The following is a 24,102-nucleotide window of genomic DNA, read 5'->3' as shown; positions in this document are numbered from 1 at the left end:
CGGCCGGCCCGCAGTCCCGCCGTGCCGACCGCGCCGCCGTGGTGCGCCGCGTCGGCGAGCGCTACCGCGAGATCCTGCGCGAGTTCCGGTATCCGAAGCTCGCCGACGCCTACCTGGCCGAGGACCTCACGCCGTACGTGCGGGGCGAGCCCTACACCGTCGCGTCCTCCGGCGGCCGCACCCTCATCGCCCTCGCCTGGCAGCTGGCGATGTTCGAGACCGCTTGGGAGACCCGCTCGTCGCACCCCGGGTTTCTGCTGCTGGACAGCCCGCAGAAGAACCTCGGCGCGCTCGGCGACCTCGAGGACGGCCAGACGATCGAGCGCGTCTACCGGCACATCGAGGCCTGGCTGGCCGGCCGCGGCGTCGGCGCGCAGGTCGTCGTCGCCGACAACGCCCCGCCCCCGACCGCCGCCGACGACGTGATCGTGCGCTACTCACGCCGCGCCGACCAGCCCCCCTACGGCCTCATCGACGACGACGTCTGAGGCTCAGGCCCGGATCACCACTGGGCCCAGGGCACGTTCCAGTCGCCGAGGCCGTCGGTGAGGAGCATCTGCTTGGGCGTGTTGCGGACCTCGACGATGTCGCCGGTGTCGAACGTGTCGTAGAACCACTGCGCATTGGCCGGGCCCACGTTGACGCAGCCGTGGGAGGTGTTGGCCTTGCCGTGGGAGGGGATGTTCCAGTCGGCCAGGTGCACGTATTCGCCCGACAGCGAGATCCGGCACGCCAGCCGGATCTTCTCCTCGTAGTAGTTCGGGTTGCTCTTGTCGGTGATGCCGTAGCTGGCGGAGCTCATCGTGACGAGGGGCTCCTTGGTCATCAGCACGTGCACGCCGGAGCGGGTGAAGAAGTCGATCGTCTCGCCCTTGGAGCCGGTCGTGGTCCCGCCCTTGCCCAGGCTGACCGGGATCTTCTTCACCATCTGGCCGTCGATGTAGCACTCCATCTGGTGCGTGCTGGAGTCGGCGATGGCGATGCGGGACGGGCCGATCGAGAAGTTGGCGGAGAAGTTGCCCCCGCCGTACACCCCGTTGCCCAGGTCGACCCCGAGAAGGTTGACGGCGACCTTGACGGTGGTGCCCTTCGCCCAGTACTTCTCCGGGCGCCAGTGCGCGCTCTGGTCGCTGACCCAGTGCCACTTGCCCTCGACGCCGGGCGAGGAGGTCACCTTCATCCCCTTCTCGGCGGCGGCCCGGTCCCTGACGGTCTTGTTGAAGAACACGATGACGGGCTGGCCGACGCCGTAGGTGGCGCCGTTCTTCAGCGCGAGCATCGGGTTGGCCTGGAACGTGATCGAGGCGACCGCGCTGGGCTTGAGCGTGGTGAAGCTGCTGGTCTCGTTGACGTCCTTGCCGGCCGCATCGACGCCGGCGACGGTCACCGTGTATGTCTGCCCATACGTCAGCGTCCCCGTCGAGGTCCAGTTGTGCTTGTCGTCGGCGAGCTTGCCGTCGAGGTTCTTGCCGTTGGCCGCCACGGTGACCGTGTTGAGGGTGCCGTTCTCGATCGCGACCGTGACCTGGCTGGTGGGCGGCACCTCCTTGCTGTCGGCGGCCGGCGTGACGGTGACCTTGGCCGGCGTGCCGCCACCGCCACCCCCGTCGGTCCCGTCGCCGCCGGCACCCGGCGACGACCCGTTCGACGCCCACGAGGCCTTGCCCTTGGTGTCGTTGTCACACGCGGCGAGCGCGGCGGCCGCGGCGACTCCGGCGCCTGCGGTCAGGATCTTGCGACGACTCAACATGTTTGTGTCCTCCCCCGTTCGCGAACGGTACCCACCCGGGGCCGCTGCGCAAAACCCCTTGGCCGGTATTGCCCGCATTGTCCGGACGAGCGAATCCGCACTCCCGGCTTGACGGGCCCGAACCGTAGACGTGGCCGGAGGCGGCCCAGGTTGACATCGACCGAAGGAGATGGAGACGAGAAGTGGTGACATAGGCGATAAATCCGGCGAGAAGTCGCCGGATCTATCGAGAACCGGACAGTGGACGGTTCAGGAGGCGGAGACGACCGTGACCTCGAGGCGGTCGGTGTAGAAGGCGACTCGCTTCTCGATCGGCGCCACGGCCGGGTACGGTTCCTCGTAGCTCCACACCGCGTTCTCGATCGTCGCGTCCGGCGTGACGACGGAGTAGTAGGACGCGTCGCCCTTGTACGGGCAGTACGTGCCGTGCTCGGTGCGTCGCAGCAGACTCTGGTCGACGTCGGCCGGCGGGACGTAATACACGACCGGATAGGTCGACTCCTGCAGCGCGAGCGCGTCCGTGGTGTCGGCGACGACGTGCTCGCCGGCGCGCACCACGACTCGCACGCTCGCGGGTTCGACGGTGATCGGGTGGTCGGGGCCTGGGATCAGCTGTGGGCGACTCATGTCGCCAACGCTATGCGGGCAGCAGCCGGTCGACCAGGCGGGCCGCCAGGTCTTCGTCGAGGGTCCACGGCAGGAAGATGGCCCGGTAGACGATCGGCGCGATGAGCTGGTCGATCACCTCGTCGGCGGTGAGCGGGTGCGCGGCCCCGGCCCGCTCGACGATCTGCAACGCCTCGGTGCGGCGGTTGCGCAGGCAGTCGGTCTCCCGCTCGCCGGCCGTCGGGGTGCCGCCGCGCAGGATCGCGGCGTTGAGCGGCTTGCGGTAGTGCTCGACGATCTCGCCGGCCCACGCGGCCAGGTCGGCGCGCAGGTCGCCGGTCCGCGGCAGCGACCGGTCCGGGTCGAGGCGGTACGTCGCGATGTCGTTGAGCATCGCCGGCGCGTCGCCCCAGCGGCGGTAGATGCTCGTCGGGTTGACGCCCGCGCGCTCGGCGACCATCGGGATCGTGACCTTCTCCGCCCCGCGCTCGCGGACGAGATCCTCCACGGCGTACCGGATCGCGGACAGCACGGCGGCGCTGCGCCCGCCGGTGCGGCGCACAGGGGCAGACATGATGTGACCCTCCTAACTAAAGCAAATATCATTGCTTTAACGCCCGGGATATGGCGTACGTTCAGCCTAACGCAAGAATCTTTGCTTTAGGAGTCGCGCGATGTCCACCGCAACACTCGATCGCCCGCTCGTCACCGGCCGGCGCCGGACCCTTCCGCCGGGCGTGGCGTTCGCCGGCGCCGCGCTGGCCTTCGCGTCCCTGTATCTCGCGGCCGGCGCGCCCACGCCCCTGCTGGTCCTCTTCCAGCATGAGTGGGGCTTCGCGCCCTGGGTGCTGACGGTGGCGTTCGCCGCCTACGCCTTCGGCCTGCTCGCCTCGCTGCTCGTCGTCGGCTCCCTGTCCGACCACGTCGGGCGCCGCCCGGTGCTCATCGGCGCGCTCGCCGTCGAGCTGGCCGCGATGCTCATGTTCGTGGTCGCGCCCGGCATCGGCTGGGTGATCGCCGCCCGGATCGTGCAGGGCGTCGCCACCGGCGCCGCGAGCAGCGCGTTCACCGCCGCCCTGGTCGAGCTCGCGCCGCCGGGGCACAAGCGGCTCGGCGGCACGCTCGGCGCCGTCGCCCCCGCCGGCGGCCTCGGCCTCGGCGCCCTGCTCACCGGCGCCGCCGTGCAGTTCACGCACGAGGCGAACCTCATCGTCTTCACCAGCCTCGCCGTCATCATGGCGCTGGGCACCCTGACCGCGGCGCTGTCGGCCGAGACGGTCAGCCGCCGCCCGGGCGCCGTCGCCGCGCTGCGGCCCCAGGTGTCGGTACCGCGGCCGGCCCGCCCGGACTTCCTGGCCGCCGCCCCGGCGCACCTGGCCTCCTGGATGCTGGCCGGGTTGTTCATGGGCCTGTCGCCGAGCATCCTGCGCGACGTGTTCCATCACGACAGCGGTCTGCTCAACGGCGTGACCGCGTTCCTGCCGCCGGCCGCCGCCGCGACCGCCGCCTACCTGCTCAGCCGGTATCCCGCGCGCCCCGTCGTCCGGTTCGGCACCGTCGCAGTCCTGGCCGGCGCCGCGATCGTGCTCGCCGGCATCGGCACGGTCACCCTGCCACTGCTGTGGGTGGGCGGCCTGGTGGGCGGGGCCGGCTTCGGCTCCACCTTCTCCGGCGCCCTGCGCACGGTCGGCCCGCTCGCCGAGGCCCACCAGCGGGCGGGCCTGTTCGCCGCGGTGTTCCTGGTCGCCTACCTGTCCTTCGGCGTGCCGGCCATGCTCGCCGGCCAGCTCGTCGCGCCGCTGGGTCTGCTCAACACCGTGCTGTGGTACGGCGGCGCGATCATCGTGGCCGCGCTCGTCGCGCTCGCCGCCCAGCTGCGCCTGGCCCGGTAACCCGCATCCCTCACGGGCAGGATGCGCTCGCGGGGCGGCATGTCCCGGCCGGATCGGGGAAGTGGGTCCGTGCAATCTCAGGAGGTTCAGATGCAGCTCGAAAACGCCGTCGTCCTGGTCACGGGCGGCAACCGGGGACTCGGACGGGCGTTCGTGGAGGAGGCGCTGGCCCGCGGCGCCCGCAAGGTCTACGCCGCCGCCCGCGACCCGCGGTCCGTGAGCACGCCCGGCGCCACACCACTCGCCCTCGACGTCACGGATCCGGATTCGGTACTGCACGCGGCCGGCGAGGCGCAGGACGTGACCCTGGTGGTGAACAACGCCGGCATCAGCATGCGCGCGAGCATGCTCAACGGAGCCATCGCCGACATCCGCAGCGAGTTCGAGACGAACTTCTACGGCACGATCCACGTCACCCGCGCCTTCGCCCCGATCCTCGCGGCCAACGGCGGCGGGCACCTGCTCAACGTGCACTCGGTGCTGTCGTGGATCAGCCAGGGCACGTCGTACAGCGCGTCCAAGGCCGCCGCCTGGCAGGCGACGAACGGGTTCCGGCTGGAGCTGGCGCCGCAGGGGACCGGGGTGACCGGCCTGCACGTCGGGTACATCGACACCGACATGACCGCGGGCATCGAGGGCGTGAAGGTGTCCGCCACCGAGGTCGCCCGGCTCGCCTTCGACGGGGTCGAGGCGGACGCGTTCGAGGTGCTCGCCGACGAGGTCAGCCGCAATGTCAAGCGCGGCCTGTCCGCCGCACCGGAGGCGCTCTACCCGCAGCTGGTGTAAGGGGAACCCGCCCGGCGCCGGCACGCCCCCGGCCGCCCCCCGACCGGTAGATTCGAGCCATGGAGCAGGTGACCATCGTGACCGGCGGCAGCCGGGGGATCGGCGCGGCGACGTGCCTGCGGCTCGCGCGTGACGGGCACCGGGTCGTCGTCGGGTATCGCAGCGCGGCCGGGGCGGCGCATGGCGTCGTCGACGCCGTCGCGGCGCTGGGCGGCCGCGCGATCGCGGTGCGGGCCGACACCGCGGTGGAGGACGACGTCGTCGCGCTGTTCGACGCGGCGGCCGAGCGCCTCGGCCCGGTCACCGGGCTGGTCAACAACGCCGGCATCGCCTCCACCCTGGGGCGCCTGGCCGACGTGCGGGCCGGCGAGCTGCGCCGGGTCATGGAGGTCAACGTCATCGGGGCGTTCCTGTGCGCGCGGCAGGCGGCGCGGGTGATGACCAGTGGCGGCGCGATCGTCAACGTGTCCTCGAGCGCCGCCACCCTCGGCAGCCCCGGCAACTACATCCACTACGCCGCCAGCAAGGCCGCCGTCGACGCGCTCACCCTCGGGCTGGCCAAGGAGCTCGCGGCCGACGGCATCCGGGTCAACGGCGTCGCGCCCGGCTTCGTCGACACCGAGATCCACGAGCAGACCGGTGACCCGGACCGCGCCGCCAACGTCGTGTCCCGTATTCCCGTCGGGCGGCTGGGCACGCCGGACGAGATCGCGGAGGCCATCGCCTGGCTGCTCAGCCCCGCCGCCTCGTATGCGACCGGCGCCACCCTCCGCGTCGCCGGCGGCCTCTGACGGCGGGCGCACCCCGTCAGCACCACGATCGCGGCCTCAGAGGCACCGCTCTCCGCCCCGGACCCGACCAGCCCGCGAAACGTCTCGGCGACGCTCTCGAACCCGGGCGCCACGGTCCCTTGCGCGACCTCGTTCACGGCTGCGCACAGTACCGCCCGACCGCGCCCAGCAGCTGTCAATATCGCGGCGGCGATGCCCGGACGTCAGGATTCCGCCAGGCGCGCGGCGTGGTCGAGGTGCTGCCGGGTGGCGAACTCGAGCACCTCGATCATCCCCGCGAGCATCGCGTCGTCGAATCGCCGCAGGTACGCGTTGCCCTCGCTGACGACTGGGCCGTACATCTCGATCACGGCACGCTCCGCGAGTGCGGTGGGGCGCACGGTGACCCGCCGGCGGTCGGCCGAGTCGCGCTCCCGTGTCACGTAACCGGAGCGCTCCAGCCGGTCGATCGCCGTGGTCACGCCGCCGGTCGTCATGCCCGCCGCGGCCGCCAGCTCGCCCGGTGACAGGGGCGTCGCCTCCGGGCCGAACAGCAGCTCGAGGCAGCGCAGGTCGGTGCGGTTCAGACCCAGCCGGAGCTGTACGAATCCCGCGGTACTGAGGCGGCGTAAGGGCTTTCGACTAGGTTGTCGTGATCTCGATGACCCTCGTCAGGGCTGCGTGCAACTGCAGCAACTCCTCCAGCGGCATGCCGAGGCGCTCCACCACGGCCGGCGGGATGCGCTCCGCGTCCGCGCGCAGCGCCCGTCCGGGCTCCGTGAGCGTGACTTCCAGGACGCGTTCGTCGTGCGGCGCCCGCCGCCGGTGGATGAGTCCGGCCGACTCCAGCCGTTTGAGCAGCGGTGACAGGGTGCCCGGGTCGAGCTGGAGCAGGCGGCTGAGGTCCTTGACCGACAGCGGTGCGTGCTGCCACAGCGCCAGCATCACGAGGTACTGCGGATGGGTCAGCCCCATCGGCTCCAGTAACGGACGGTAGAGCGCGATGACGTTTCGTGATGCCACCGCGAGCGCGAAGCAGACCTGATGCTCCAGGGCCAGCGGATCAGGAATCCGTACCGCGGCTGCCGCGTCCTCGGCCACGTGCCCCGCCCTTCCCGAAGGTGTTGGTCGCTGCCATACTAGCGGTACACCAATAGTTAGCACACCAATGATTTGCACTCGAAGGAATCGTCATGTTCGCGTTCAGGCGTCGTTCGCAGCCGAAGAAGGACCGTGTCGGGCACTTCCTGTTCCGGATCTTCGGTCCGGCCACCGTCGAGGGCGCGATCCAGGGTTGGAGCCCGGAGGCGCGCGAGCAGTACAAGCGGCTGCGGGAGAACCAGAAGCGCGCGGCCGAGGAGCGGCGCCGCGCTCGCGAGCCGTGATGCGGGCGGCCCAATCGCTTCTCCGTGATCACGGAGTAAAAGTGCACAAGGAGCAGCACGTTCGCTCCGTGATGATGGAGAACCCCGCCGGCGCCTGAGGTCCGTAGTGGGACGGTAACCGTACAGTTACACGTGATAGTGTTCTTTCGTGGGTGATCCCGACCGACATAGACCGGCGCCGTCATGGTCGCGTAGCCGCGGCCGACGGCACTGGAGCCGGTGAACGCCGGTGACGCTCATGCTGATCGGGCTGGCGCTGATCATGGCGTTGACCGCGGCGACGGCGTACTTCGTCGCGCAGGAGTTCGCCTACGTAGCGGTGGATCGCGGCGCACTGCGGCAGGCGGCCGAGGGTGGTGACCCCGCGGCGGCGCGAGCGTTGAAGGTGACCGAGCGGCTGTCGTTCATGCTGTCGGGGGCGCAGCTCGGCATCACCGTCACAGCCCTGCTGGCCGGTTATGTCGCCGAGCCGTACCTGGGCGAAGGGCTGGCCGCGCTGCTCGGGTCGGCCGGCGTCCCGCGCACGGTGAGCCTGTCGATATCCGTGGTGGCGGCGTTGCTGGTCGCCACGGTGGTGCAGATGGTCCTCGGCGAGCTCGCACCGAAGAACCTCGCCATCACCAAGCCGGACACGCTGGCCAGGTGGCTGTCGGGCTCGACACTGATGTACCTGGCCGTCGCCGGGCCGCTGATCAGAATTTTCGACGCCGCGGCGACGCGGCTGTTGCGCCGCGCCGGCATCGAACCGGTGGAGGAGCTGCCCCAAGGCGCCACTCGTGAAGACCTCGAACGCATCGTCGCCGACGCGCGTGACCGCGGCGAGCTCGACGTCGACACCGCGCGGCTGCTCGACTCCGGCCTGGACTTCCGCAACCTCAGCGCAGGCGTGGTGATGGTGCCCCGCGTCGACGTGATCACCATGCACGCCGACGAACCCGCCAGCCGGCTCGTGCGACTGCTGTCCAGCGGCCATTCCCGCTTCCCCGTCATCGGCGCCGGCGTCGACGACGTCACCGGCATCGTCTCGGTCACCGACGTGCTGACCCTCGACCCCGACCAGCGCGACCACACCCCGGTACGCGAGCTGGCCGCACCCCCGGTCGTGGTGCCGGCCTCCGCGAAGGTCGCCCAGGTGCTGGAGCGGCTGCGCGTCGAGCGACGGCAACTGGCCATCGTCACCGACGAGTACGGCGGGTTCGCCGGCGTCATCAGCCTCGAAGACATCGCCGAGGAGCTCGTGGGTCAGATCCGCGACGAGGACGACCTGCCCGAACCCGGCGCCGAACGCCAACCTGACGGATCCTGGCTCGTGCCGGGCCGGTGGCGGCTGGACCAGATCGCCGACGCCACCGGCATCCGGCTGCCCACGAATCCGCGCTACGACACGATCTCCGGCCTCATGCTGTACCGCCTCGGCCGGGTACTGACCGAGGGCGACCACGTCGACCTGGCCACCCAACCCGGACCCGACCTGCTCGCACAGCCGATCTGGCTGACCGCCGTGACCGTGCAACGGCACGTCGCCGCCACCGTCCACGTCGCCATGCGGCAGCGGTCATGAGTCCCACCACCGCCCTGGTCGCCTCACTGGCGCTGCTGGCCCTCAACGCCTTCTTCGTCGCCGCCGAGTTCGCCCTGGTCGCCTCCAAACGTCATCGGCTGGAGGCCCTCGCCGCCGGCGGTTCCCCCGCCGCACGCGCGGCCCTGGCGGGCAACCGGGAACTGTCGCTCATGCTCGCCGGATCCCAGCTCGGCATCACATTGTGCTCACTCGGGCTGGGCGCCCTGGCCAAACCCGCCGTGGCCGACCTGCTCGAACCGCTGCTGCGCGCCACCGGGCTGCCGTCCCAGGCCAGTTACGTCGCCGCGTTCATCCTGGCCCTGGCGGTGGTGGTGTTCCTGCACATGGTCGTGGGTGAGATGGCACCCAAATCGTGGGCCATCACCCAACCGGAACGTTCGGCGGTGTTGCTCGCCGTGCCGTTCCGGGCGTTCGCCCGGCTCGCCCGTCCTGCCCTCGCCGCGCTGAACGCCATGGCCAATGCCACCCTGCGACTATTCAAGATCACCCCGCAGGAGGAACTGGCCCAGGCTCACGGTCCCGAAGAGCTCCTGATCCTGCTGCAGACCTCGCGTCGGCACGGCACCCTGCCCGCCTCCGACGAGCAGCTGCTCACCGCGATGCTCACCCTGCAGCACACCACCGTCGCCACGGTCATGGTCCCCATCGAACAGGTCGTCACCGTTCACGCCGGCGCCACCGCCCGCGACGTCGAACAACTATGCCTGCGGCACGGCCGCTCCCGGCTCCCCGTCACCGACAACGGTCACATCGTCGGCGTCGTGCACGCCCGCGACGCGCTCAAAGCCACCACCGGCCACGTCGACGCCACCGCCGGTTACCTGATGACCACCCCGTACACCCTGCCCGCGCAGTGCAGCGCGCTGTCGGCGATCCGCTCCATGCGCGAACACCGCGCCCAGGTCGCCATCGTCACCGAACACGACGGCCCGATCGGCCTGGTCGCCCTCGAAGACCTCCTGGAACAGGTCATCGGCCAGTTCGACGACGAAACCGATCCGATCGTCGCCGCGTACCGCAACGCACCGGCTCGCCAACCCCACTAACGGGCCCTTCGCCGGCTCGTCTCTTGCAGCAGCGCCAGTCGTGCGGCGCCCACGGCAACGACGGCCAGCGCCGTCCGCCACACCACCACCCCGAACTCGACGGTCGTGACCTGCCCGGACCCGAAGCGCCCGGCCACCCCGCCGAGCCCCGGCACGCTGATGATCAGCGTCAAGATCGCCACCACCGCCATCGTCGGCGCGATCCAGACCGACCGCGGCCGCTCGAACGCCGCCCAGGCCGCGCCCGCCAGCACCACCGTGGCGGTGATCAGCAGCATCGCGAACGCCACGGTGACCGGCCGGTGCCCGTCGAGCCGGCCGGCGCCGTGCAGCGTCCACCCGGTCCACACGTCGCCCCCGCGCTGCAGCAGGGTGGCGGTCCCGCCGAAATCGGTGGCCACCGTGACGGTGTTGTCTTCCCGGGCCCACGGCAACGCCAGGGCCAGTAAGGCGGCGAGCGCACCGACGAGCGTCACGACCCGGCTGCCGATCCAAGCCGGCGTGGGCTCCGGAGCCGGCGTCGCAACGGACTGACCGACTTCGGTCTCCTGCGGTGAGCTCATGCCCGTAGACCGTAGCGGGACACCGCCGGCACCGTCACTCGCCCTTGCCGATGGCCCTCGATCCGGACCTACGCGGTGTCGGCGGGTGGGGTGACGCGGAGCAGCGCGCCGGCGCGCCCGGACTACCCGGGCCGCGCGAGGCGGCGCTGTGTCGTGGAGGCAGCGGGTGAGCATCGGCGCGGCCGACCGGCGCCTCAACCTCGTCGTGTGACACTGCGTGCCGCCGTAGGGTAGGGCCGTGAACACCTTCCCGCTGGGCAAGCGCAATGTCCACCGCGTCGGGTTCGGCGCCATGCAGCTGCCCGGCCGCGGCGCCTTCGGCCCGCCCCGCGACCGCGCCGAGGCTCTCGCGGTGGTGCGCCGCGCGGTCGAGCTGGGTGTCGACCATATCGATACGGCTCAGTATTACGGGCCCGACGTCGCCAACGAGATCCTGCGCAGCGCGCTGTACCCGTACCCCAGCCAGCTCGTGTTCGTCAGCAAGGTCGGCGCGCGGCGCGACGGCAAGGGTGCCTGGCTGCCCGCGCAGAAGCCCGAGGAGCTGCGCGCCGGCGTGCTGGACAACCTGCGCGCCCTCGGCGTCGACCGGCTGCACGCCGTCAACCTGCGCCTGCACTCGAAGTCGGCACCCAAGGCGCTGGATGCGCAGCTCGACACCATGATCGCCATGCGCGACGAGGGCCTGATCGGCGGCATCGGGCTGAGCAACGCCGACACCGAACAGCTGCGGCAGGCCCTCGGCCGCACCGAGATCGTGTGCGTGCAGAACCCGTTCAACATCGTGGACCAGCAGTCCCGGCCGGTACTGGACCTGTGCCTCGAACGGGGCATCGCCTTCGTGCCCTTCTTCCCGCTGGGCGCCGCGTTCGGCCGCGAACGAGTGCTCGGCCACCCGTGGGTCACGGCGGTCGCGCAGCGCCTGGGGGCGACCCCGGCGCAGGTGGCGCTCGCGTGGATCCTGGCCGTGGCGCCCAACACGCTGCTCATCCCCGGCACGGCCTCGCTGGGGCACCTCGAGGAGAACGTCGCGGCCGGTCGCCTCGTGCTCGACGAGGAGGCGCGCGTCGCGCTCGGCCTGCCCGGTGCGGCGTGAAGCGGCGCAAGGTCGGCAACCTGCTGGCGCTGTCGGTGCTGGCGTACCTCAGCCGCGAGCCGATGCACCCGTACGAGCTGTCCAAGACGCTGCGGAGCTACGGTGACGCGCGCAGCATCAGGTTCAACCACGGCTCGCTGTACATGGTCGTGCAGCAGCTGGCCAAGGCCGGTTTCATCGCCGAGCAGGAGGTCAGCCGCGAGGGCGCGCGGCCCGAGCGCACCGTCTACGCGATCACCGGCGCCGGTCGCGCGGAGCTGCGCGACTGGCTGCGCGAGCTGGTCGGGGAGCCGCAGCACGAGTATCCGGCGTTCGTCTCCGCGCTGTCGATGGTCTCCGCGCTGACGCCGGCCGAGGTCGACTCGCTGCTGCGCGAGCGGCTGACCGGCCTCGACGCGCAGCGCGCCGAGGCGATGGCCGTCATCGAGAAGGCCGAGGCCGAAGGGGTGCATCCGCTCTTCCTGGTCGAGGAGTCGTACCGCGTGCGGCTCCTCGACGCCGAGCGCGCCTTCGTCGAGGAGTTCATCGCCAAGATCTCCGACCCCGTGGAGGGCTGGGGCCCGATGTGGGCGGCGGCCCACGGCGCGGTTTTCGAATCTGAATAGTTGACTCTGACTAGTCGTTCCCAGATAGTTGATACCAACTATTCGAGGGAGCGGGGTCTGGTCATGTCCAGGATTGGCAACGCGATCATCGTCGGCGGCGGGATCGGCGGCCCGGTGGCCGCGATGGCGCTGCGGCGGGCCGGGATCGAGGCGACGGTCTACGAGGCGTACGACGGGTCGGCGGACGGCGTGGGCGGTGCGCTGAGCATCGCCCCGAACGGCCGGACGGCGCTCGCCGCGATCGGCGCCGAGGCCGCCGTTGCGGCGATCGGGCACCCGATGCGCGCGATGGTGATGCAGAGCTGGAAGGGCAAGCGCCTGGCCGAGTTCGGCGCGCCGCCGGGCCTGCCGGAGCAGCTGCTGGTGTGGCGCTCGGACCTGTACCGCGCCCTGCACGACGAGGCCGGCCGCCGTGGCATCCGCATCGAGCACGGCAAGCGCCTGGTCACGCTGGCCGACTCCACTGCCGGCGGCGACGGCCGGGTGGTTGCGCACTTCTCCGACGGCACGAGCGCCGCCGGTGACGTGCTCATCGGCGCCGACGGGATCCGTTCGACGGTACGGCGCCTGATCGACCCCGGTGCCCCTGAGCCCCGCTACGCCGGCCTGCTCGGCTTCGGCGCGCGCACGAGCGGTGACGGCCTGGTCCCGACCGGCGACAAGATGCACATGGTGTTCGGCAAGCGGGCCTTCTTCGGCTTCCAGGTCGGCCCCGGCGAGAGCGGCTGGTTCGCCAACCTGCCCCATCCGGTGCCGATGAGCGCCGCCGAGGTCCGCCGGATCGGCGCCGCCGAGTGGCTGCGACGGCTGGCGGAGGTGTTCCGCGACGACCGCTCCCCGGCCGTGGAGCTGATCCGCCGCACCGCACCCGAGGACCTCGTCATCACCGGCGGCCTCGAGGACATCCCGTCGGTTCCCACCTGGCATCGTGGCCGCGTGGTCCTCGTCGGCGACGCCGCGCACGCCACCTCGCCCAGCTCCGGGCAGGGCGCCTCGCTGGCCGTCGAGAGCGCCGTGCAGCTCGCCCGCTGCCTGCGGGACCTGCCCGTACCGGAGGCCTTCGCCGCGTACGAGGGCCTGCGCCGCGACCGCGTGGAGCGGATCATCCGGATGGCCGCGCGCACGAACAGCGACAAGGCCGCCGGCCCGGCCGCCCGCGTGCTGCGCGACCTGCTCATGCCGGTCGCGATGCGGCTGCTCGCCAACCCCGGGAAGTGGGCCTGGCAGTTCGACTACCCGATCGACTGGGCCGCCCCGGTCACCGCGCCGGCCCGGGCCGGCGCGTAGCCGGCCTGCCGGGCAGCCGGCGTCTCGTCGCTGGCGCCGGACCTGCCGGAGACGGCATCGAGCGGCCTCGGCGCCCGCCGCCCGGTGCGTTCGCGGGCACCGCAGCGTGCGACGATCGCCGCATGACACTGGCTGTGCTGGGCGCCGGGATCATGGGCGCGGCGGTGGCCCGGAACTGGATCAAGGCGGGTCAGCAGGTGCGGGTGTGGAACCGCACCCGGGCCGGCGCCGAACCGCTCGCCGCCGACGGCGCGGTCGTGGCGGACACGCCCGCCGACGCGGTCCGGGGGCTGGACGAGGCGGTCGCACGCGGCTTCGCCGAGGCCGACATGGCGGCGATCTACGAGGCCGTCCGCGCACCGTCGTGATAGCCCGACGACCCGTAGGAAAAATACAGGTCAACGGCGGTCTCCTGGCCGTCCACGGGTGGGAAGAAAGATGATGAGAGCGGCCGCCGATTGGGCCGTTGGCATCCGCACTGCGGCCGCCGAGCGCATGATCGCGCCGGACGTATCGGAAATTTCGGGTTTTATCGCCTCCCGGCCGATCGCCCGCCGCCGGCTGCTGGCCTTGGGCGGGGCCGCCGCCGTGGCGCTGGCCGGTTGCGGCGGACCGACCCGCCGGTCGCCGGTCCCGGCCGCGACGGCGCCGCCGGCCGTATCGCCGGCCTGGTCGATCCCGGTGTCGCTGCCGGAGCCGTGGGCCACGCCGCCGGTCACCCGCTACGAGGCCGGGCTGCGTGCCGCGGTCGACCGCTACCTGCGGCCGACGCCCGACCATCCGGCGTACCCGATGTATCCGGGCGCGGTCGTCTTCGCCGCGGTCGACGGGCGGGTCGCCGCGCACTTCGCCGTCGGCGACGCGGTCCGCTATGCCGCGGACAAGACGGAACTGCCGGTGGCCGAGCGCGTGCCGGCCCGCCCGGACACCATCTACGACCTGGCGTCGCTGACCAAGGTGTTCACCGCGGTGCTCGCCCTGCGCCTCGTCGAGCGCGGCCGGCTCGACCTCGACGCGCCGGTATCGCGGTACCTGCCGTCCTTTGTGGACAAGCCCGGGATCACGGTGCGGATGCTGTTCGCTCACACGTCCGGCCTGTCCAAGGACACCCCGCTGGCCGGCGGCTCCCCGGCCGACCGGCTGGAACACGTGCTGCGCGAGCCGCCGGTCGCCGAGCCAGGCTCCGCGTTCATCTACGCCGACCAGAACTTCATCGCCCTCGGCGCGATCGTCACCGAGCTGACCGGCGAGCGCCTCGACACCCTCGTCCGCACCGAGATCGCCGCGCCGCTGGGCATGGCCGACACCGGATACCTCCCGCCGCCGCGGCTGCTGCCCCGCATCGCCGCCACCGAGGGCGCGCTGCGCGGCACCGTCCACGATCCGGCCGCGGCGGCGTTCGGCGGCGTGGCCGGGCACGCCGGCCTGTTCGCCACGGCCGCCGACCTGGGCCTGTTCGGCCGGGCACTGCTGTCGGGCGGCGGCCCGCTGCTGCGCCCGGCCACGGTGCAGCGGATGCGCGCCAACACCAATACCCGCCTCGGCCCAGCGGCGGCGCACGGGCTGGGCGTCGACGTCGACCAGGCGTGGTACATGGGGCGTCTGGCCGGCCACGGCGCCTTCGGCCACACCGGCTTCACCGGCACGTCGATCGTGATGGAGCCGCGCCGCGGGGTGGTGCTGGTGCTGCTGACCAACCGCGTGCACCCCGACGCGGCCCGGGGCGGCAACAACGCCGCCCGCAAGGCCGCCGCCGACGCCCTCGCGGGCTGACTCGGCCGACCGGGCCGGCCGCGATGTGATCACAGTTGTATAGCTGGCTAGTTGGCTATACATTTGCGCCATGAGCGTGGAGTTCGCGCCGAAGTACCACCAGATCGAACAGGCGCTGCGCGTGCGCGTCGCGGCGGCCCGGCCGCACGACCCGGTGCCGTCCGAGGCCGAGCTGTGCGACGAGTTCGGCGTCAGCCGGATGACCGCCCGCGCGGCGCTGCAGCGGCTTGCCGCCGACCGGCTGGTGTACCGCCGGGTGGGCCGGGGCACGTTCGTCGCGCCGCCGCTCACCCAGCGCCGCGCCGACATGCTCGTGCGGTTCAGCGCGGAGATGCGCCGCCGCGGCCGGCGGCCCTCCGCACGCCTGCTCGGCGCCGAGGTGCGCCCGGCGAGCCCCGACGAGGCGGCGCGGCTGGCGCTGGGGCCGGGCGCCGACGTCGTCGCGGTGTCCCGCCTGCGGCTGGCCGACGACGTGCCGGTGGCGATCGAGCTCGCCGTGTTCCCGGGCGACCTGCGCGGGCTGCTCGACGCCGACCTCGCCCGCGACTCGCTGCACGAGACGCTGGTCAGGCTCGGCCGCGCCCCGGCGCACGGTTACGCCTCGCTCGACGCGCATCCGGCGACCGAGGACGACTGCCGGCTGCTGGACCTGCCGCCCGGCTCGGCGCTGCTGGTGGAGCGGCGCCTCATTCTCGATCGGGACGACCACCCGCTGGAGCTGACCGAATCCCGGTATGCCGGCGCCCGGTACGGCCTGCAGGTCGCGTTCTCGGTGGACTCCTGACGAAAGGACCCCGCATGCCGTCCGTACGACAGGTCGCGAAGATGATCGACCATTCGCTCCTGCGACCGGAGCTGACCCTCGCCGAGGTCGCCGCGGGCTGTGACCTCGCCGCCCGCTACGACGTCGCGTCGGTGTGCGTGAAGCCGTCCGACGTGCCGTTCGCCGCCGAACGACTCGCCGGTACCGGCGTCCTGGTCGGCACGGTGGCCGGCTTTCCGCACGGCGCCCACGCGACCCGGATCAAGGTCGCGGAGACCGCGGCGGCCCTGGCCGACGGCGCCGCCGAGATCGACATGGTGCTCAACATCGGCCGCCTGCGCGAGGGCCGCGACGACGACGTGCGCGCGGACGTCGCCGCCGTCGTGGTCGCGGCCTCCGGCGCGGCGGTCAAGGTGATTCTGGAGAATGCCTACCTGACCGACGCCGAGAAGCGCCGCGGGTGCGAGCTCGCCGAGGAGGCGGGCGCGCGATACGTCAAGACGTCGACGGGGTTCGCCCCGACCGGCGCCACGCTGCACGACGTACGCCTGATGCGGGCCGCGGTCTCGGCGCACGTCGGCGTCAAGGCGGCCGGCGGCGTGCGGACGCTGGACGTGCTGCTGTCCATGGTGGACGCCGGCGCCACGAGGTTCGGCGCCACCACGACCGCGGCGATGCTCGACGAGCTGGCCGCCCGGCACTCCGCGTGAGGTCAGGCCCGCGGCGGCTCCCGGCGGGCGGTCACTGCGTCCGGCGGCGTGCGGTCCGGTGCATCGCGATGCCGAGACCGATCGCGCTGACCCCGGCCAGTGCCAGCCCGCCGATCGTCCCGCCCGTCGCGCCACCGGTGACCGGCAGGGACGACCTTGACGGGGTCGGCGTCGCCGTGTGCGTGGGCGTCACCGAGTGGGACGGCGACTCCGACGGGGACTTCGACGGCGACTTGGACGGGGACTTCGACGGCGACGGGCTCTTCGAGTGCGTCTTGGTCGGTGTCGGCGAGTGATGGTGCCAGAAGTCGCCGTCGTCCGATGCGGTCAGCATCTGCGCCGGGGCGTGTGCCGGCGGCGCGGACGACCAGGCGGATAGCACGCCTGGACCGGCAATGAGCAGCGCCGCGCAGCCCGTGGCCGTGAACAGGACTTTCCAGACGGGTCGAGACATGAGGCCTCCCAGCTTCCGTAAAACCGAATGACGGAAGCAAAACCCCGCGATTGGTGGCCGTGTCGTCACATTCGGAGGCGATATTCCGGCGGATCCGGGGTCACCCGGGTCATCCGGCGGTATCGGGCCCGGTAGGCGGCAGCACGGGCGCCATGACGACGGTCCATGTTCGGACCGTCACCGAGAGCAGGCCCGAGCGGACCGCCTCGTCGTCCTGTTCGGCCAGGCGGCGGGCCTCCTCGGGGGTCTGGGTGGCGAGCACCGCGATGCCCTCGCCCTCGCCGGTCTCGCTGTCCTCGAGCGGGCCGGCGGCGACCAGGGTGCCGTCCTGCGCGCGCCGGCGCAGGAACGCCAGGTGTTCTTGAAAGCCGGGCTGGTCGGTGATCCGGACGGCGGGGTCGGCGGCGGGGCCGGGGCGGTGCTGCAGGACGTACCAGATGCGGGGTCGCGCCATGGACCAAGGATCGCACCGTCAGGCCGGCGGCGGAGGGGCCGCCGAGGAGCGGATCACCAGCTCGGTGGCGAGCTCGACGTGCAGCGCGTCGAGCTCGTGCCGCTCCAGCAGGCGGATCAGCAGCGAGACCGCCATCCGGCCCATCTCCTGCAACGGCTGGCGCACCGTGGTCAGGCCCGTCGCCCGGGCCAGGTCCAGGTCGTCGAAGCCGGTGATGGAGAGGTCGTCCGGGACGCGCAGGCCGCGCTCGGCGGCGGCGCGCAGGGCGCCCACGGCGGCCTTGTCGTTGAAGCAGACCAGGGCCGTCGGGCGATCCGGCAGGTCGAGCAGTTCGCCGGCGGCGCGGTGGCCGCGCTCGGTGGCCGGCTCGATGCTGCGCAGCAGCTCACCGGAGGGGAGCACACCCACGTCGGCGAGGGCGGCGTTGTGGCCGGCCAGGCGGGCGTCGCTGGCCAGCCACTCGGTCGGGCCGCCGATCACGCCGATGCGGCGGTGGCCCAGCTCCACCAGGTGGGCGGTGAGGCGCCGGGCGCCGGCGAAGTGCGCGGCGGAGACCGAGACGATGTCGCGCGGCAGCGTGGTGCGCGGATCGACGACCACGAACGGGAAGCCGCGGCGCTGCAGTTCGACCAGGTCGTCGCCGGGCTCCGGGGGCAGGATCACGATGACGCCGGTCAGTCCGTCGCGGCCGTCGAGGTCGGCGAGCAGCGGGGTGCGCTGGGCGGCCTCGCCGGCGGTGAGCACGAGCTGGCGGCCGTGCAGCGTGAGCGTCTCGGCGATCGAGGTGACGATCAGGCCGAAGTAGTCGGTCAGCACGTACGGGCAGCGCACGAACACCGCGCCGCCCCTGGGCCGGTCACTCAGGCCGATCCGCGCCCGCAGGCGCTCGGCGGCCTCGCGGACGAGCGTGCGGGTGGGCGGCGCGACCGAGGGGTGGTCGTTGAGCGCGCGCGAGACCGTGGCGATCGACAGGCCGGTTTCCGCGGCGATGGCACGCACCGTGACCCGCCGGTAGCCGACCATGGTCACCACCCCCGTTTCATGATCCGCGGCATAGACGTTTCTCTAAAGACTCTTGACAGTCAATGCCTGTGGCGGTTTCCTGATGCTCTGCGATGTTACACCGCCGTTTCATTTGTTACATCGCTGTCGGCGTCCGCACCCGCCATGTCCCGCCCCTGGCCCTAGGAGGCCGCATGCACCGTCCCCGTATCAGGCTGCGCACCGGGCTCGCCGCGTTCGCCGCCGTCACCGTCACCGTCGGCGTCGTCGGACTCGTCGCCGCGCCGAACGCCCTCGCCGCCGGCGAGACCGTCAACGTCTGGCTCACCACCACCAGCGACGCCGGTGGCCGGAACGTCACCCAGGGCCTGGCCCAGCAGGCCGCCATGGGCTTCACCTCCGGCACCGGCGGCGCCGGGCAGAACATCACCGTCAACGACGCCACCCGCTACCAGACCTTCACCGGTGGCGGCGCCTCGTTCACCGACACCGCCGCCTGGCTGATGAACAGCTCCGGGGCGCTGTCGGCGAGCACCAGAAACACCGTGATGCAGAAGCTCTTCGATCCGAACAACGGCATCGGCCTGAGCTTCCTGCGCAACCCCATGGGCGCCTCGGACCTGGCCCGCTACGGGTACAGCTACGACGACCGCCCGGCCGGCCAGACGGACCCGAGCCTGGCGTACTTCAGCATCGCCCACGACCTCGCCGACGTGCTGCCGCTGACCAAGCAGGCGCAGCAGCTCAACCCGCAGCTGACCACGATGGCCAGCCCCTGGACGGCGCCGGCGTGGATGAAGGACAACGGCAACCTCAACGGCGGCTGGCTGCAGTCGCAGTACTACGCCGCCTACGCGCAGTACTTCGTCAAGTACATCCAGGCGTACAAGGCGCAGGGCGTGAAGGTCGACTTCGTGACCCCGCAGAACGAGCCGACGTGTTGCGCCGGATACCCGTCGATGAGCTGGAACGGCAGCGGCCTCGACTTCTTCGTCGCCAGCAACCTGCTGCCCGCGTTCCACGCCGCCGGACTGTCAACCAAGGTTCTCGTGCACGACTGGAACTGGGACATGTACGACTCCTACGCCGCGCCGTCGGTCAACGACGCGGCCATCCGCAACGACTCGCTCTTCGGCGGCATCGCCTGGCACGGCTACGGCGGCAACGTCACCAAGCAGACGTCGGTGCACAACCAGTACCCGGGCGTCGACGCCTACAGCACCGAGCACTCCGGCGGTACCTGGATCGCCAACCAGCAGAAGGAGGACATGCTCAACCTGATCGACTACGGGCGCAACTGGAGCAAGAGCTTCACGAAGTGGAGCCTCGCCGTGGACCAGAACGGGGGCCCGCACTATGGGGGCTGCGGCACCTGCACCGGCCTCATCACGGTCCACAATGGAGACTCGCGCAGCGGGCAGGTCGACTACACCATCGAGTACTACACGATGGGCCACCTGACGAAGTTCGTGAAGCCGGGCGCCTGGCGCGTCGACTCCACCGCCAACGCGAGCGTGCCGAACATCGCGTACCTCAACACCGACGGCACCCGCGCGCTGATCGCCTACAACAACACCGGCAGCACCCAGCAGGTCACCGTGAACTGGAGCGGTCAGCACTTCACCTACAGCCTGCCCACCAGGACCTCGGCGACCTTCACCTGGAAGTCCGGCGTCACGGGCGGCGTCGGGGGCGGCGGTTCGCGCACCGGCCAGATCACCGGTCTGGGCGGCAAGTGCGTCGACGTGGCCGGCGCCAGCTCCGCCAACGGCGCGGCCGTCCAGCTGTACACCTGCAACGGCAGCACCGCCCAGCAGTGGACCGTCGGCACCGACGGCACGATCCGGGCGCTGGGCAAGTGCCTCGACGTGACCGCGGCCAGCTCCGCCGACGGCGCGAAGATCCAGCTGTACGACTGCAACGGCACGACGGCGCAGCAGTGGACGGCCAACTCGGACGGCACGCTGCGCTCGCTCGGCAAGTGCCTCGACGTGACCGGCAACTCCTCGGCCGACGGCGCGCGACTGCAGATCTGGACCTGTTTCGCGGGTGCGAACCAGCGCTGGACACTGCCCGCGTAGAAACGCCCGGGTCCCGGACGGCGACGGTGGAGTCGTCGTCCGGGACCCGATCGCCGCGCCGGGTCCGTGCCTTTGACGAGCGTCACGTCGACAGCGCGGGCCCGTGCGGTACTATGGCCACGTGAATTTCGGTTATCGGGCGTTTACCGTGGCTCCGGGTGGAGCCGGCGGTCGCTCGCGCTGACCTAGTTCACCCGGAGCCAGCAAGGGCGGAGACCTCAGTCTCTGCCCTTCGTCGTGTCACGCGGCGGGGCTGGTCTCACCGGGCCCGCCTCCCCTGGGAAGGACTGAGACGGGTCATGGACACCAACAATCTTCGAGTCACCGGCTACCAGCCGCTGGTCACCCCGCGCGAGCTCGCCGCCGAGCTGCCGATGGACGACGAGCGGGCCGCGGTCGTGCAGCGCGGCCGGGACGAGGTGCACCGCATCGTCACCGGCGCCGATGACCGGCTGCTCGTGGTCGTCGGGCCGTGCTCCGTGCACGATCCGGTGGCGGCGGTGGACTACGCGCACCGCCTGGCGTCCGCGGCGCGGCGACTGTCCGCCGACCTCACCGTCGTCATGCGGGTGTACTTCGAGAAGCCCCGCACCACCGTCGGCTGGAAGGGCCTCATCAACGACCCCGGGCTCGACGAGACGTTCGACGTGCCCCGCGGCCTGCGGCTGGCCCGCCGGCTGCTGCTCGACGTGCTCGGCCTCGGGCTGCCGGTCGGGTGCGAGTTCCTGGAGCCGACCAGCCCGCAGTACATCGCCGACGCGGTCTCGTGGGGCGCGATCGGCGCCCGGACACCGGAGAGCCAGGTCCACCGGCAGCTGGCGTCGGGCCTGTCGATGCCGGTCGGGTTCAAGAACGGCACCGACGGCGACGTGCAGGTCGCCATCGACGGCTGCCGTACCGCGGCGAGCCGGCACGTGTTCTTCGGCGTGGACGAGGACGGGCGGGCCGCGGTGGTCTCCACGGCCGGCAACCCGGACTGCCACATCATCCTGCGCGGCGCCCGTTCGGGCCCGAACTACGGCCCGGCCGACGTCGCCGACGCGCTGGCCCGGCTGGAGAAGGCGCAGATGCCGCGGCGGCTCATCGTCGACGCCAGCCACGGCAACAGCGGCAAGGACCACGTCCGCCAGGCCGGCGTGGCGCACGAGGTGGCCGAGCAGGTGGCCGCCGGCCAGGACGGGATCGCCGGCGTGATGCTGGAGAGCTTCCTCGTCGCGGGGCGGCAGGATCTGGGGGGCGAGCTGACGTACGGCCAGAGCGTCACCGACGCCTGCATGTCCTGGGACACCACCGAGGCCCTGCTCGACGACCTCGCCGCGGCGGTGCGGGCCCGGCGCGCCGCCTGACACGGAAACGGCCCGGGCCGTGTGGCCCGGGCCGTTCGCGGTCTGGTCGAGGTTCACGCGTTGGTGAGCTGCTTCGGGGCCGACTCGGGAACCGCGAAGCCCTCGCTGCGTGGGGTGCGGGCGGCGTGGAGCAGGCCGGCCGCGCCGACCAGGAACAGCAGCCCCGAGGCCGTGTAGGCCACCAGCGCGGCCTGGGCGGCCTTGGCGCCGAACTCGCTGAAGCCGTACGAGGTCAGCAGCATCCCGCGCAGGGACTCACCCTTGAACACCGTCTCGCGCTGGCCGTTCACCTCGGTGAGCTGCTTCTGCAGGTCGGCCAGGGCCGGGTCGTCCGCCTTCTGGGCGGCCGCGATCTTGGTCTTCAGTTCGGTCTGCACGTCGCCGAGCTGAGCGTAGGTCTTGCCACCGGCGATCGACTTGAGGTGCAGGCCGATGAACTCGTTGGCGTAGCACTCGGCCTTCTTGCCGCTGTCGAGCGGCTGGCCGGCGTACTCGACCAGGCACGCGACCTGCTTCTCCTCGGCGGTCAGGGTGTCGGCGGTCTTGAAGGTGATCTGCTGCTGGGAGAGCTGCGTCCTGACGTAGTCGTTGGCGAAGTTCGCGTTGCTGGTCAGGACGAGGCCGGCGATCAGCAGCAGTCCGGCCAGGACGACCAGACCGGCGCCGACGATGATGTCGAGGGTCTTGCGCTTCATGGTGGCCCTCCTGGGCTCGGGTCATGCTCGGTGTGTGATGCCAATAGCGTGCCGGTCCGGCCCCGGCGCTCGGGAGAGGCCAAGCGCCCGCCTGCGTGGGACCGAGGTCCCGTCATGCCGGGACCTACGCCACCGGTCGATTCCCGGGGCGTCGCCGGCCCCCTCAGGGGAACCTCAGGCTCGCGCCGTCGACCTCCATGACCGACAGCAGCACCGCCCAGTCGACGAAGGCGGTCCGCAGCTCGCGGATCGCCAGCGCGCCCGGCCACAGCACATCGGCCTCGCCCAGGACCACCTGCGGCAGGGCCACGACGCTCGGCTGGGGCAGCAGGCTCTTCACGTTGCCGGCGATGATGTTCAGCAGTTCGCCGGCCGCGTCGACGACGTCGTCGAGGCGCACGCTGCCGGTCGGCAGATCGAGCATCGCCGCCGCGATCGCCGACATCCCGTCCAGGCGGCAGCGCAGGATCACGTGGCCGTTCCACGCGCCGGCGATGGCCGCCGCGCCGGTGACGTCAAACGGCGCCATGTACGCGGCGGGCGGCATCGGCTCGCCCGGCGGGCCGCTGCCGAGGTAGGCGGTCCAGACCTGCCAGACGATGCCCTGCAGCGCGTCGGCGGAGACGGCGCCGCCGTCGATGTCGGCCACCATCGGTCGGCTCCCTTCGGCATACCCGTCCGGCAATCGCCACATCGGTCACCGCGGTGACCGGTTGAGCCTTTGGCGGCGCCTGTTCACGCCGGGATACCTTGATCGGAGTACGGAAGGGGGCACCATGGCCGAGAAGAACCTAGCCGAGGAGAACGCCTGGCTGCGCCGGAAGGCCGAGGAGCCGGGCCACGCGAACTGGTATGTCCAGCGGTTCCGGGACCTGGCCGCGAGCGGCGCCGACCTGGCCGGGGAGGCCCGGCTGATCGATGCCATGGTCCCGCGCGGCGCCCGGATCCTCGACGCGGGCAGCGGCACCGGGCGGGTTGGCGGCTTCCTGGCCGCGGCCGGCCACGAGGTCGTCGGCGTTGACCTGGACCCCGAGCTGGTCGCCGTCGCCGAGCAGGACCACCCCGGGCCGACCTGGCTGGTCGGCGACCTCGCCGAGCTCGACCTGCCGGCCGCCGGCATCCAGGCCGGCTTCGACGTGGTCGTCTGCGCCGGCAACGTGATCACCTTCGTGGCGCCCGCCACCCGGGTGGAGATCCTGCGGCGCCTCTGCGCGCACCTGGGCGAGGGCGGGCGGGTCGTCGTCGGGTTCGGCGCCGGGCGCGGCTACGCGTTCGACGAGTTTCTGGCCGACGCGGCCGCCGCCGGGCTACGGCCGGACCTGCTGCTGAGCACCTGGGACCTGCGGCCGTTCGCCGCGGACTCGGACTTCCTCGTCGCGGTGCTCGGCTCCGGCTGAAGGGGCGGGCGGCTGCGCCTCACCGACGTGCGGCCCATCGGCCAGCGGCCCGTCGACAGCCG

The 24,102-nt window shown here is 71.9% G+C and carries 27 protein-coding genes and 1 pseudogene; 18 read left to right on the top strand and 10 right to left on the bottom strand.

All coding sequences use genetic code 11. The features are described 5' to 3' along the window. Positions 1-488 (top strand): annotated as a pseudogene (locus ABT297_RS34005) (DNA recombination protein RecN); the annotation flags it as partial. Between the two features lie 14 nt (positions 489-502). Here ABT297_RS34005 and ABT297_RS34000 read toward each other — a convergent pair. From ABT297_RS34000 to ABT297_RS33990, 3 genes are all read right to left on the bottom strand, one after another. After that, positions 503-1,750 (bottom strand): L,D-transpeptidase family protein, encoded by a 1,248-nt coding sequence (locus ABT297_RS34000; RefSeq protein WP_350556573.1) that lies wholly within the window; start codon positions 1,748-1,750, stop codon positions 503-505. 249 nt (positions 1,751-1,999) lie between these two features. Continuing rightward, complete coding sequence (locus ABT297_RS33995) at positions 2,000-2,377, bottom strand: DUF427 domain-containing protein (RefSeq protein WP_350556572.1); 378 nt, start codon at positions 2,375-2,377, stop codon at positions 2,000-2,002. Positions 2,378-2,387: 10 nt separating this feature from the next. After that, positions 2,388-2,930, bottom strand: coding sequence for a TetR/AcrR family transcriptional regulator (locus ABT297_RS33990; protein ID WP_350556571.1), 543 nt, complete (start codon positions 2,928-2,930; stop codon positions 2,388-2,390). A gap of 100 nt (positions 2,931-3,030) precedes the next feature. On the opposite strand from ABT297_RS33990, the gene ABT297_RS33985 reads away from it, so the two are divergent. The 3 genes from ABT297_RS33985 to ABT297_RS33975 all read left to right on the top strand — a co-directional run bounded on the left by ABT297_RS33985 (position 3,031) and on the right by ABT297_RS33975 (position 5,825). Beyond that, positions 3,031-4,248: an MFS transporter gene (locus tag ABT297_RS33985; RefSeq protein WP_350556570.1), complete on the top strand. Its 1,218-nt coding sequence runs from the start codon at positions 3,031-3,033 to the stop codon at positions 4,246-4,248. A gap of 90 nt (positions 4,249-4,338) precedes the next feature. Continuing rightward, positions 4,339-5,034, top strand: a complete 696-nt coding sequence (locus ABT297_RS33980; RefSeq protein WP_350556569.1) for an SDR family oxidoreductase — start codon at positions 4,339-4,341, stop codon at positions 5,032-5,034. Between the two features lie 59 nt (positions 5,035-5,093). Continuing rightward, on the top strand, positions 5,094-5,825 hold the full coding sequence (locus tag ABT297_RS33975) for a glucose 1-dehydrogenase (RefSeq protein WP_350556568.1): 732 nt from the start codon (positions 5,094-5,096) through the stop codon (positions 5,823-5,825). A 203-nt stretch (positions 5,826-6,028) separates the two neighbouring features. Here ABT297_RS33975 and ABT297_RS33970 read toward each other — a convergent pair whose 3' ends face one another. Both ABT297_RS33970 and ABT297_RS33965 read right to left on the bottom strand, forming a co-directional pair. Further along, on the bottom strand, positions 6,029-6,391 hold the full coding sequence (locus tag ABT297_RS33970) for a MarR family winged helix-turn-helix transcriptional regulator (protein WP_350556575.1): 363 nt from the start codon (positions 6,389-6,391) through the stop codon (positions 6,029-6,031). A 55-nt stretch (positions 6,392-6,446) separates the two neighbouring features. Further along, on the bottom strand, positions 6,447-6,875 hold the full coding sequence (locus tag ABT297_RS33965) for a MarR family winged helix-turn-helix transcriptional regulator (RefSeq protein WP_502885692.1): 429 nt from the start codon (positions 6,873-6,875) through the stop codon (positions 6,447-6,449). Positions 6,876-6,997: 122 nt separating this feature from the next. On the opposite strand from ABT297_RS33965, the gene ABT297_RS33960 reads away from it, so the two are divergent. The 3 genes from ABT297_RS33960 (at position 6,998) to ABT297_RS33950 (ending at position 9,817) form a co-directional block, all read left to right on the top strand. Next, on the top strand, positions 6,998-7,189 hold the full coding sequence (locus tag ABT297_RS33960; RefSeq protein ID WP_350556566.1) for a hypothetical protein: 192 nt from the start codon (positions 6,998-7,000) through the stop codon (positions 7,187-7,189). A gap of 238 nt (positions 7,190-7,427) precedes the next feature. Beyond that, positions 7,428-8,750, top strand: a complete 1,323-nt coding sequence (locus ABT297_RS33955) for a hemolysin family protein (protein ID WP_350556574.1) — start codon at positions 7,428-7,430, stop codon at positions 8,748-8,750. After that, complete coding sequence (locus ABT297_RS33950; RefSeq protein ID WP_350556565.1) at positions 8,747-9,817, top strand: hemolysin family protein; 1,071 nt, start codon at positions 8,747-8,749, stop codon at positions 9,815-9,817. The genes ABT297_RS33955 and ABT297_RS33950 overlap by 4 nt, the downstream gene beginning before the upstream one ends. Here the strand turns inward: ABT297_RS33950 and ABT297_RS33945 are convergent. Beyond that, positions 9,814-10,380 (bottom strand): hypothetical protein, encoded by a 567-nt coding sequence (locus tag ABT297_RS33945; RefSeq protein ID WP_350556564.1) that lies wholly within the window; start codon positions 10,378-10,380, stop codon positions 9,814-9,816. The genes ABT297_RS33950 and ABT297_RS33945 overlap by 4 nt on opposite strands. A 238-nt stretch (positions 10,381-10,618) precedes the next feature. Between ABT297_RS33945 and ABT297_RS33940 the strand changes: the two genes are divergently transcribed. The 8 genes from ABT297_RS33940 (at position 10,619) to ABT297_RS33905 (ending at position 16,907) form a co-directional block, all read left to right on the top strand. Beyond that, positions 10,619-11,473, top strand: coding sequence for an oxidoreductase (locus ABT297_RS33940; RefSeq protein WP_350556563.1), 855 nt, complete (start codon positions 10,619-10,621; stop codon positions 11,471-11,473). Beyond that, the gene (locus tag ABT297_RS33935; RefSeq protein WP_350556562.1) at positions 11,470-12,078 is read left to right on the top strand and encodes a PadR family transcriptional regulator; all 609 of its coding nucleotides are present in this window, start codon (positions 11,470-11,472) and stop codon (positions 12,076-12,078) included. Before ABT297_RS33940 ends, ABT297_RS33935 begins: the two co-directional genes overlap by 4 nt. Positions 12,079-12,141: 63 nt before the next feature. Further along, positions 12,142-13,365: an FAD-dependent oxidoreductase gene (locus ABT297_RS33930; protein ID WP_350556561.1), complete on the top strand. Its 1,224-nt coding sequence runs from the start codon at positions 12,142-12,144 to the stop codon at positions 13,363-13,365. 122 nt (positions 13,366-13,487) lie between these two features. Further along, positions 13,488-13,733, top strand: coding sequence for an NAD(P)-binding domain-containing protein (locus ABT297_RS33925; protein ID WP_350556560.1), 246 nt, complete (start codon positions 13,488-13,490; stop codon positions 13,731-13,733). A 70-nt stretch (positions 13,734-13,803) separates the two neighbouring features. Then, positions 13,804-15,138 (top strand): serine hydrolase domain-containing protein, encoded by a 1,335-nt coding sequence (locus tag ABT297_RS33920; RefSeq protein ID WP_350556559.1) that lies wholly within the window; start codon positions 13,804-13,806, stop codon positions 15,136-15,138. A gap of 70 nt (positions 15,139-15,208) precedes the next feature. Then, complete coding sequence (locus ABT297_RS33915) at positions 15,209-15,922, top strand: GntR family transcriptional regulator (RefSeq protein ID WP_350556558.1); 714 nt, start codon at positions 15,209-15,211, stop codon at positions 15,920-15,922. Between the two features lie 14 nt (positions 15,923-15,936). Beyond that, positions 15,937-16,611: a deoxyribose-phosphate aldolase gene (gene deoC, locus ABT297_RS33910; RefSeq protein WP_350556557.1), complete on the top strand. Its 675-nt coding sequence runs from the start codon at positions 15,937-15,939 to the stop codon at positions 16,609-16,611. A gap of 68 nt (positions 16,612-16,679) precedes the next feature. Beyond that, positions 16,680-16,907, top strand: coding sequence for a hypothetical protein (locus tag ABT297_RS33905; protein WP_350556556.1), 228 nt, complete (start codon positions 16,680-16,682; stop codon positions 16,905-16,907). Between the two features lie 267 nt (positions 16,908-17,174). Here the strand turns inward: ABT297_RS33905 and ABT297_RS33900 are convergent, their stop codons facing one another. Beyond that, entirely contained in the window at positions 17,175-17,519 is a 345-nt protein-coding gene (locus ABT297_RS33900; RefSeq protein WP_350556555.1) for a YciI family protein, read from the bottom strand. 18 nt (positions 17,520-17,537) lie between these two features. Next, entirely contained in the window at positions 17,538-18,542 is a 1,005-nt protein-coding gene (locus ABT297_RS33895) for a LacI family DNA-binding transcriptional regulator (protein ID WP_350556554.1), read from the bottom strand. Between the two features lie 173 nt (positions 18,543-18,715). On the opposite strand from ABT297_RS33895, the gene ABT297_RS33890 reads away from it, so the two are divergent. Next, positions 18,716-20,602, top strand: a complete 1,887-nt coding sequence (locus ABT297_RS33890; protein WP_350556553.1) for a ricin-type beta-trefoil lectin domain protein — start codon at positions 18,716-18,718, stop codon at positions 20,600-20,602. Positions 20,603-20,901: 299 nt separating this feature from the next. Then, on the top strand, positions 20,902-21,948 hold the full coding sequence (locus ABT297_RS33885; protein WP_350556552.1) for a 3-deoxy-7-phosphoheptulonate synthase: 1,047 nt from the start codon (positions 20,902-20,904) through the stop codon (positions 21,946-21,948). Between the two features lie 53 nt (positions 21,949-22,001). Here the strand turns inward: ABT297_RS33885 and ABT297_RS33880 are convergent, their stop codons facing one another. Both ABT297_RS33880 and ABT297_RS33875 read right to left on the bottom strand, forming a co-directional pair. Beyond that, positions 22,002-22,643 (bottom strand): hypothetical protein, encoded by a 642-nt coding sequence (locus ABT297_RS33880; RefSeq protein ID WP_350556551.1) that lies wholly within the window; start codon positions 22,641-22,643, stop codon positions 22,002-22,004. 163 nt (positions 22,644-22,806) lie between these two features. Continuing rightward, positions 22,807-23,295 carry a chemotaxis protein CheX gene (locus ABT297_RS33875; protein WP_350556550.1) on the bottom strand — a complete coding sequence of 163 codons (489 nt, stop codon included), beginning with the start codon at positions 23,293-23,295 and terminating at the stop codon, positions 22,807-22,809. A gap of 124 nt (positions 23,296-23,419) precedes the next feature. Between ABT297_RS33875 and ABT297_RS33870 the strand changes: the two genes are divergently transcribed. Beyond that, complete coding sequence (locus ABT297_RS33870; protein ID WP_350556549.1) at positions 23,420-24,040, top strand: class I SAM-dependent methyltransferase; 621 nt, start codon at positions 23,420-23,422, stop codon at positions 24,038-24,040. Positions 24,041-24,102: the final 62 nt, after the last annotated feature.

Origin of the sequence: Dactylosporangium sp. NPDC000555 (genome assembly GCF_040300025.1) — a bacterium.
Lineage (GTDB): Bacteria > Actinomycetota > Actinomycetes > Mycobacteriales > Micromonosporaceae > Dactylosporangium.
The sequence above is the reverse complement of the archived record's forward strand: the minus strand, read 5'-3'. Positions and strand labels throughout refer to the sequence as shown.

Excerpts from the sequence above, each read along its gene's own strand:
- ABT297_RS34000 (WP_350556573.1), bottom strand. The coding sequence starts at position 1,750 with ATGTTGAGTCGTCGCAAGATCCTGACCGCAGGCGCCGGAGTCGCCGCG.
- ABT297_RS33930 (WP_350556561.1), top strand. The coding sequence starts at position 12,142 with ATGTCCAGGATTGGCAACGCGATCATCGTCGGCGGCGGGATCGGCGGC.
- ABT297_RS33980 (WP_350556569.1), top strand. The coding sequence starts at position 4,339 with ATGCAGCTCGAAAACGCCGTCGTCCTGGTCACGGGCGGCAACCGGGGA.
- ABT297_RS33920 (WP_350556559.1), top strand. The coding sequence starts at position 13,804 with ATGATGAGAGCGGCCGCCGATTGGGCCGTTGGCATCCGCACTGCGGCC.
- ABT297_RS33995 (WP_350556572.1), bottom strand. The coding sequence starts at position 2,377 with ATGAGTCGCCCACAGCTGATCCCAGGCCCCGACCACCCGATCACCGTC.
- ABT297_RS33975 (WP_350556568.1), top strand. The coding sequence starts at position 5,094 with ATGGAGCAGGTGACCATCGTGACCGGCGGCAGCCGGGGGATCGGCGCG.
- ABT297_RS33950 (WP_350556565.1), top strand. The coding sequence starts at position 8,747 with ATGAGTCCCACCACCGCCCTGGTCGCCTCACTGGCGCTGCTGGCCCTC.
- ABT297_RS33870 (WP_350556549.1), top strand. The coding sequence starts at position 23,420 with ATGGCCGAGAAGAACCTAGCCGAGGAGAACGCCTGGCTGCGCCGGAAG.
- ABT297_RS33895 (WP_350556554.1), bottom strand. The coding sequence starts at position 18,542 with ATGGTCGGCTACCGGCGGGTCACGGTGCGTGCCATCGCCGCGGAAACC.
- ABT297_RS33960 (WP_350556566.1), top strand. The coding sequence starts at position 6,998 with ATGTTCGCGTTCAGGCGTCGTTCGCAGCCGAAGAAGGACCGTGTCGGG.
- ABT297_RS33955 (WP_350556574.1), top strand. The coding sequence starts at position 7,428 with ATGCTGATCGGGCTGGCGCTGATCATGGCGTTGACCGCGGCGACGGCG.
- ABT297_RS33880 (WP_350556551.1), bottom strand. The coding sequence starts at position 22,643 with ATGAAGCGCAAGACCCTCGACATCATCGTCGGCGCCGGTCTGGTCGTC.
- ABT297_RS33915 (WP_350556558.1), top strand. The coding sequence starts at position 15,209 with ATGAGCGTGGAGTTCGCGCCGAAGTACCACCAGATCGAACAGGCGCTG.
- ABT297_RS33900 (WP_350556555.1), bottom strand. The coding sequence starts at position 17,519 with ATGGCGCGACCCCGCATCTGGTACGTCCTGCAGCACCGCCCCGGCCCC.
- deoC (WP_350556557.1), top strand. The coding sequence starts at position 15,937 with ATGCCGTCCGTACGACAGGTCGCGAAGATGATCGACCATTCGCTCCTG.
- ABT297_RS33925 (WP_350556560.1), top strand. The coding sequence starts at position 13,488 with ATGACACTGGCTGTGCTGGGCGCCGGGATCATGGGCGCGGCGGTGGCC.
- ABT297_RS33875 (WP_350556550.1), bottom strand. The coding sequence starts at position 23,295 with ATGGTGGCCGACATCGACGGCGGCGCCGTCTCCGCCGACGCGCTGCAG.
- ABT297_RS33890 (WP_350556553.1), top strand. The coding sequence starts at position 18,716 with ATGCACCGTCCCCGTATCAGGCTGCGCACCGGGCTCGCCGCGTTCGCC.
- ABT297_RS33990 (WP_350556571.1), bottom strand. The coding sequence starts at position 2,930 with ATGTCTGCCCCTGTGCGCCGCACCGGCGGGCGCAGCGCCGCCGTGCTG.
- ABT297_RS33985 (WP_350556570.1), top strand. The coding sequence starts at position 3,031 with ATGTCCACCGCAACACTCGATCGCCCGCTCGTCACCGGCCGGCGCCGG.
- ABT297_RS33945 (WP_350556564.1), bottom strand. The coding sequence starts at position 10,380 with ATGAGCTCACCGCAGGAGACCGAAGTCGGTCAGTCCGTTGCGACGCCG.
- ABT297_RS33885 (WP_350556552.1), top strand. The coding sequence starts at position 20,902 with ATGGACACCAACAATCTTCGAGTCACCGGCTACCAGCCGCTGGTCACC.
- ABT297_RS33905 (WP_350556556.1), top strand. The coding sequence starts at position 16,680 with ATGCCGAGACCGATCGCGCTGACCCCGGCCAGTGCCAGCCCGCCGATC.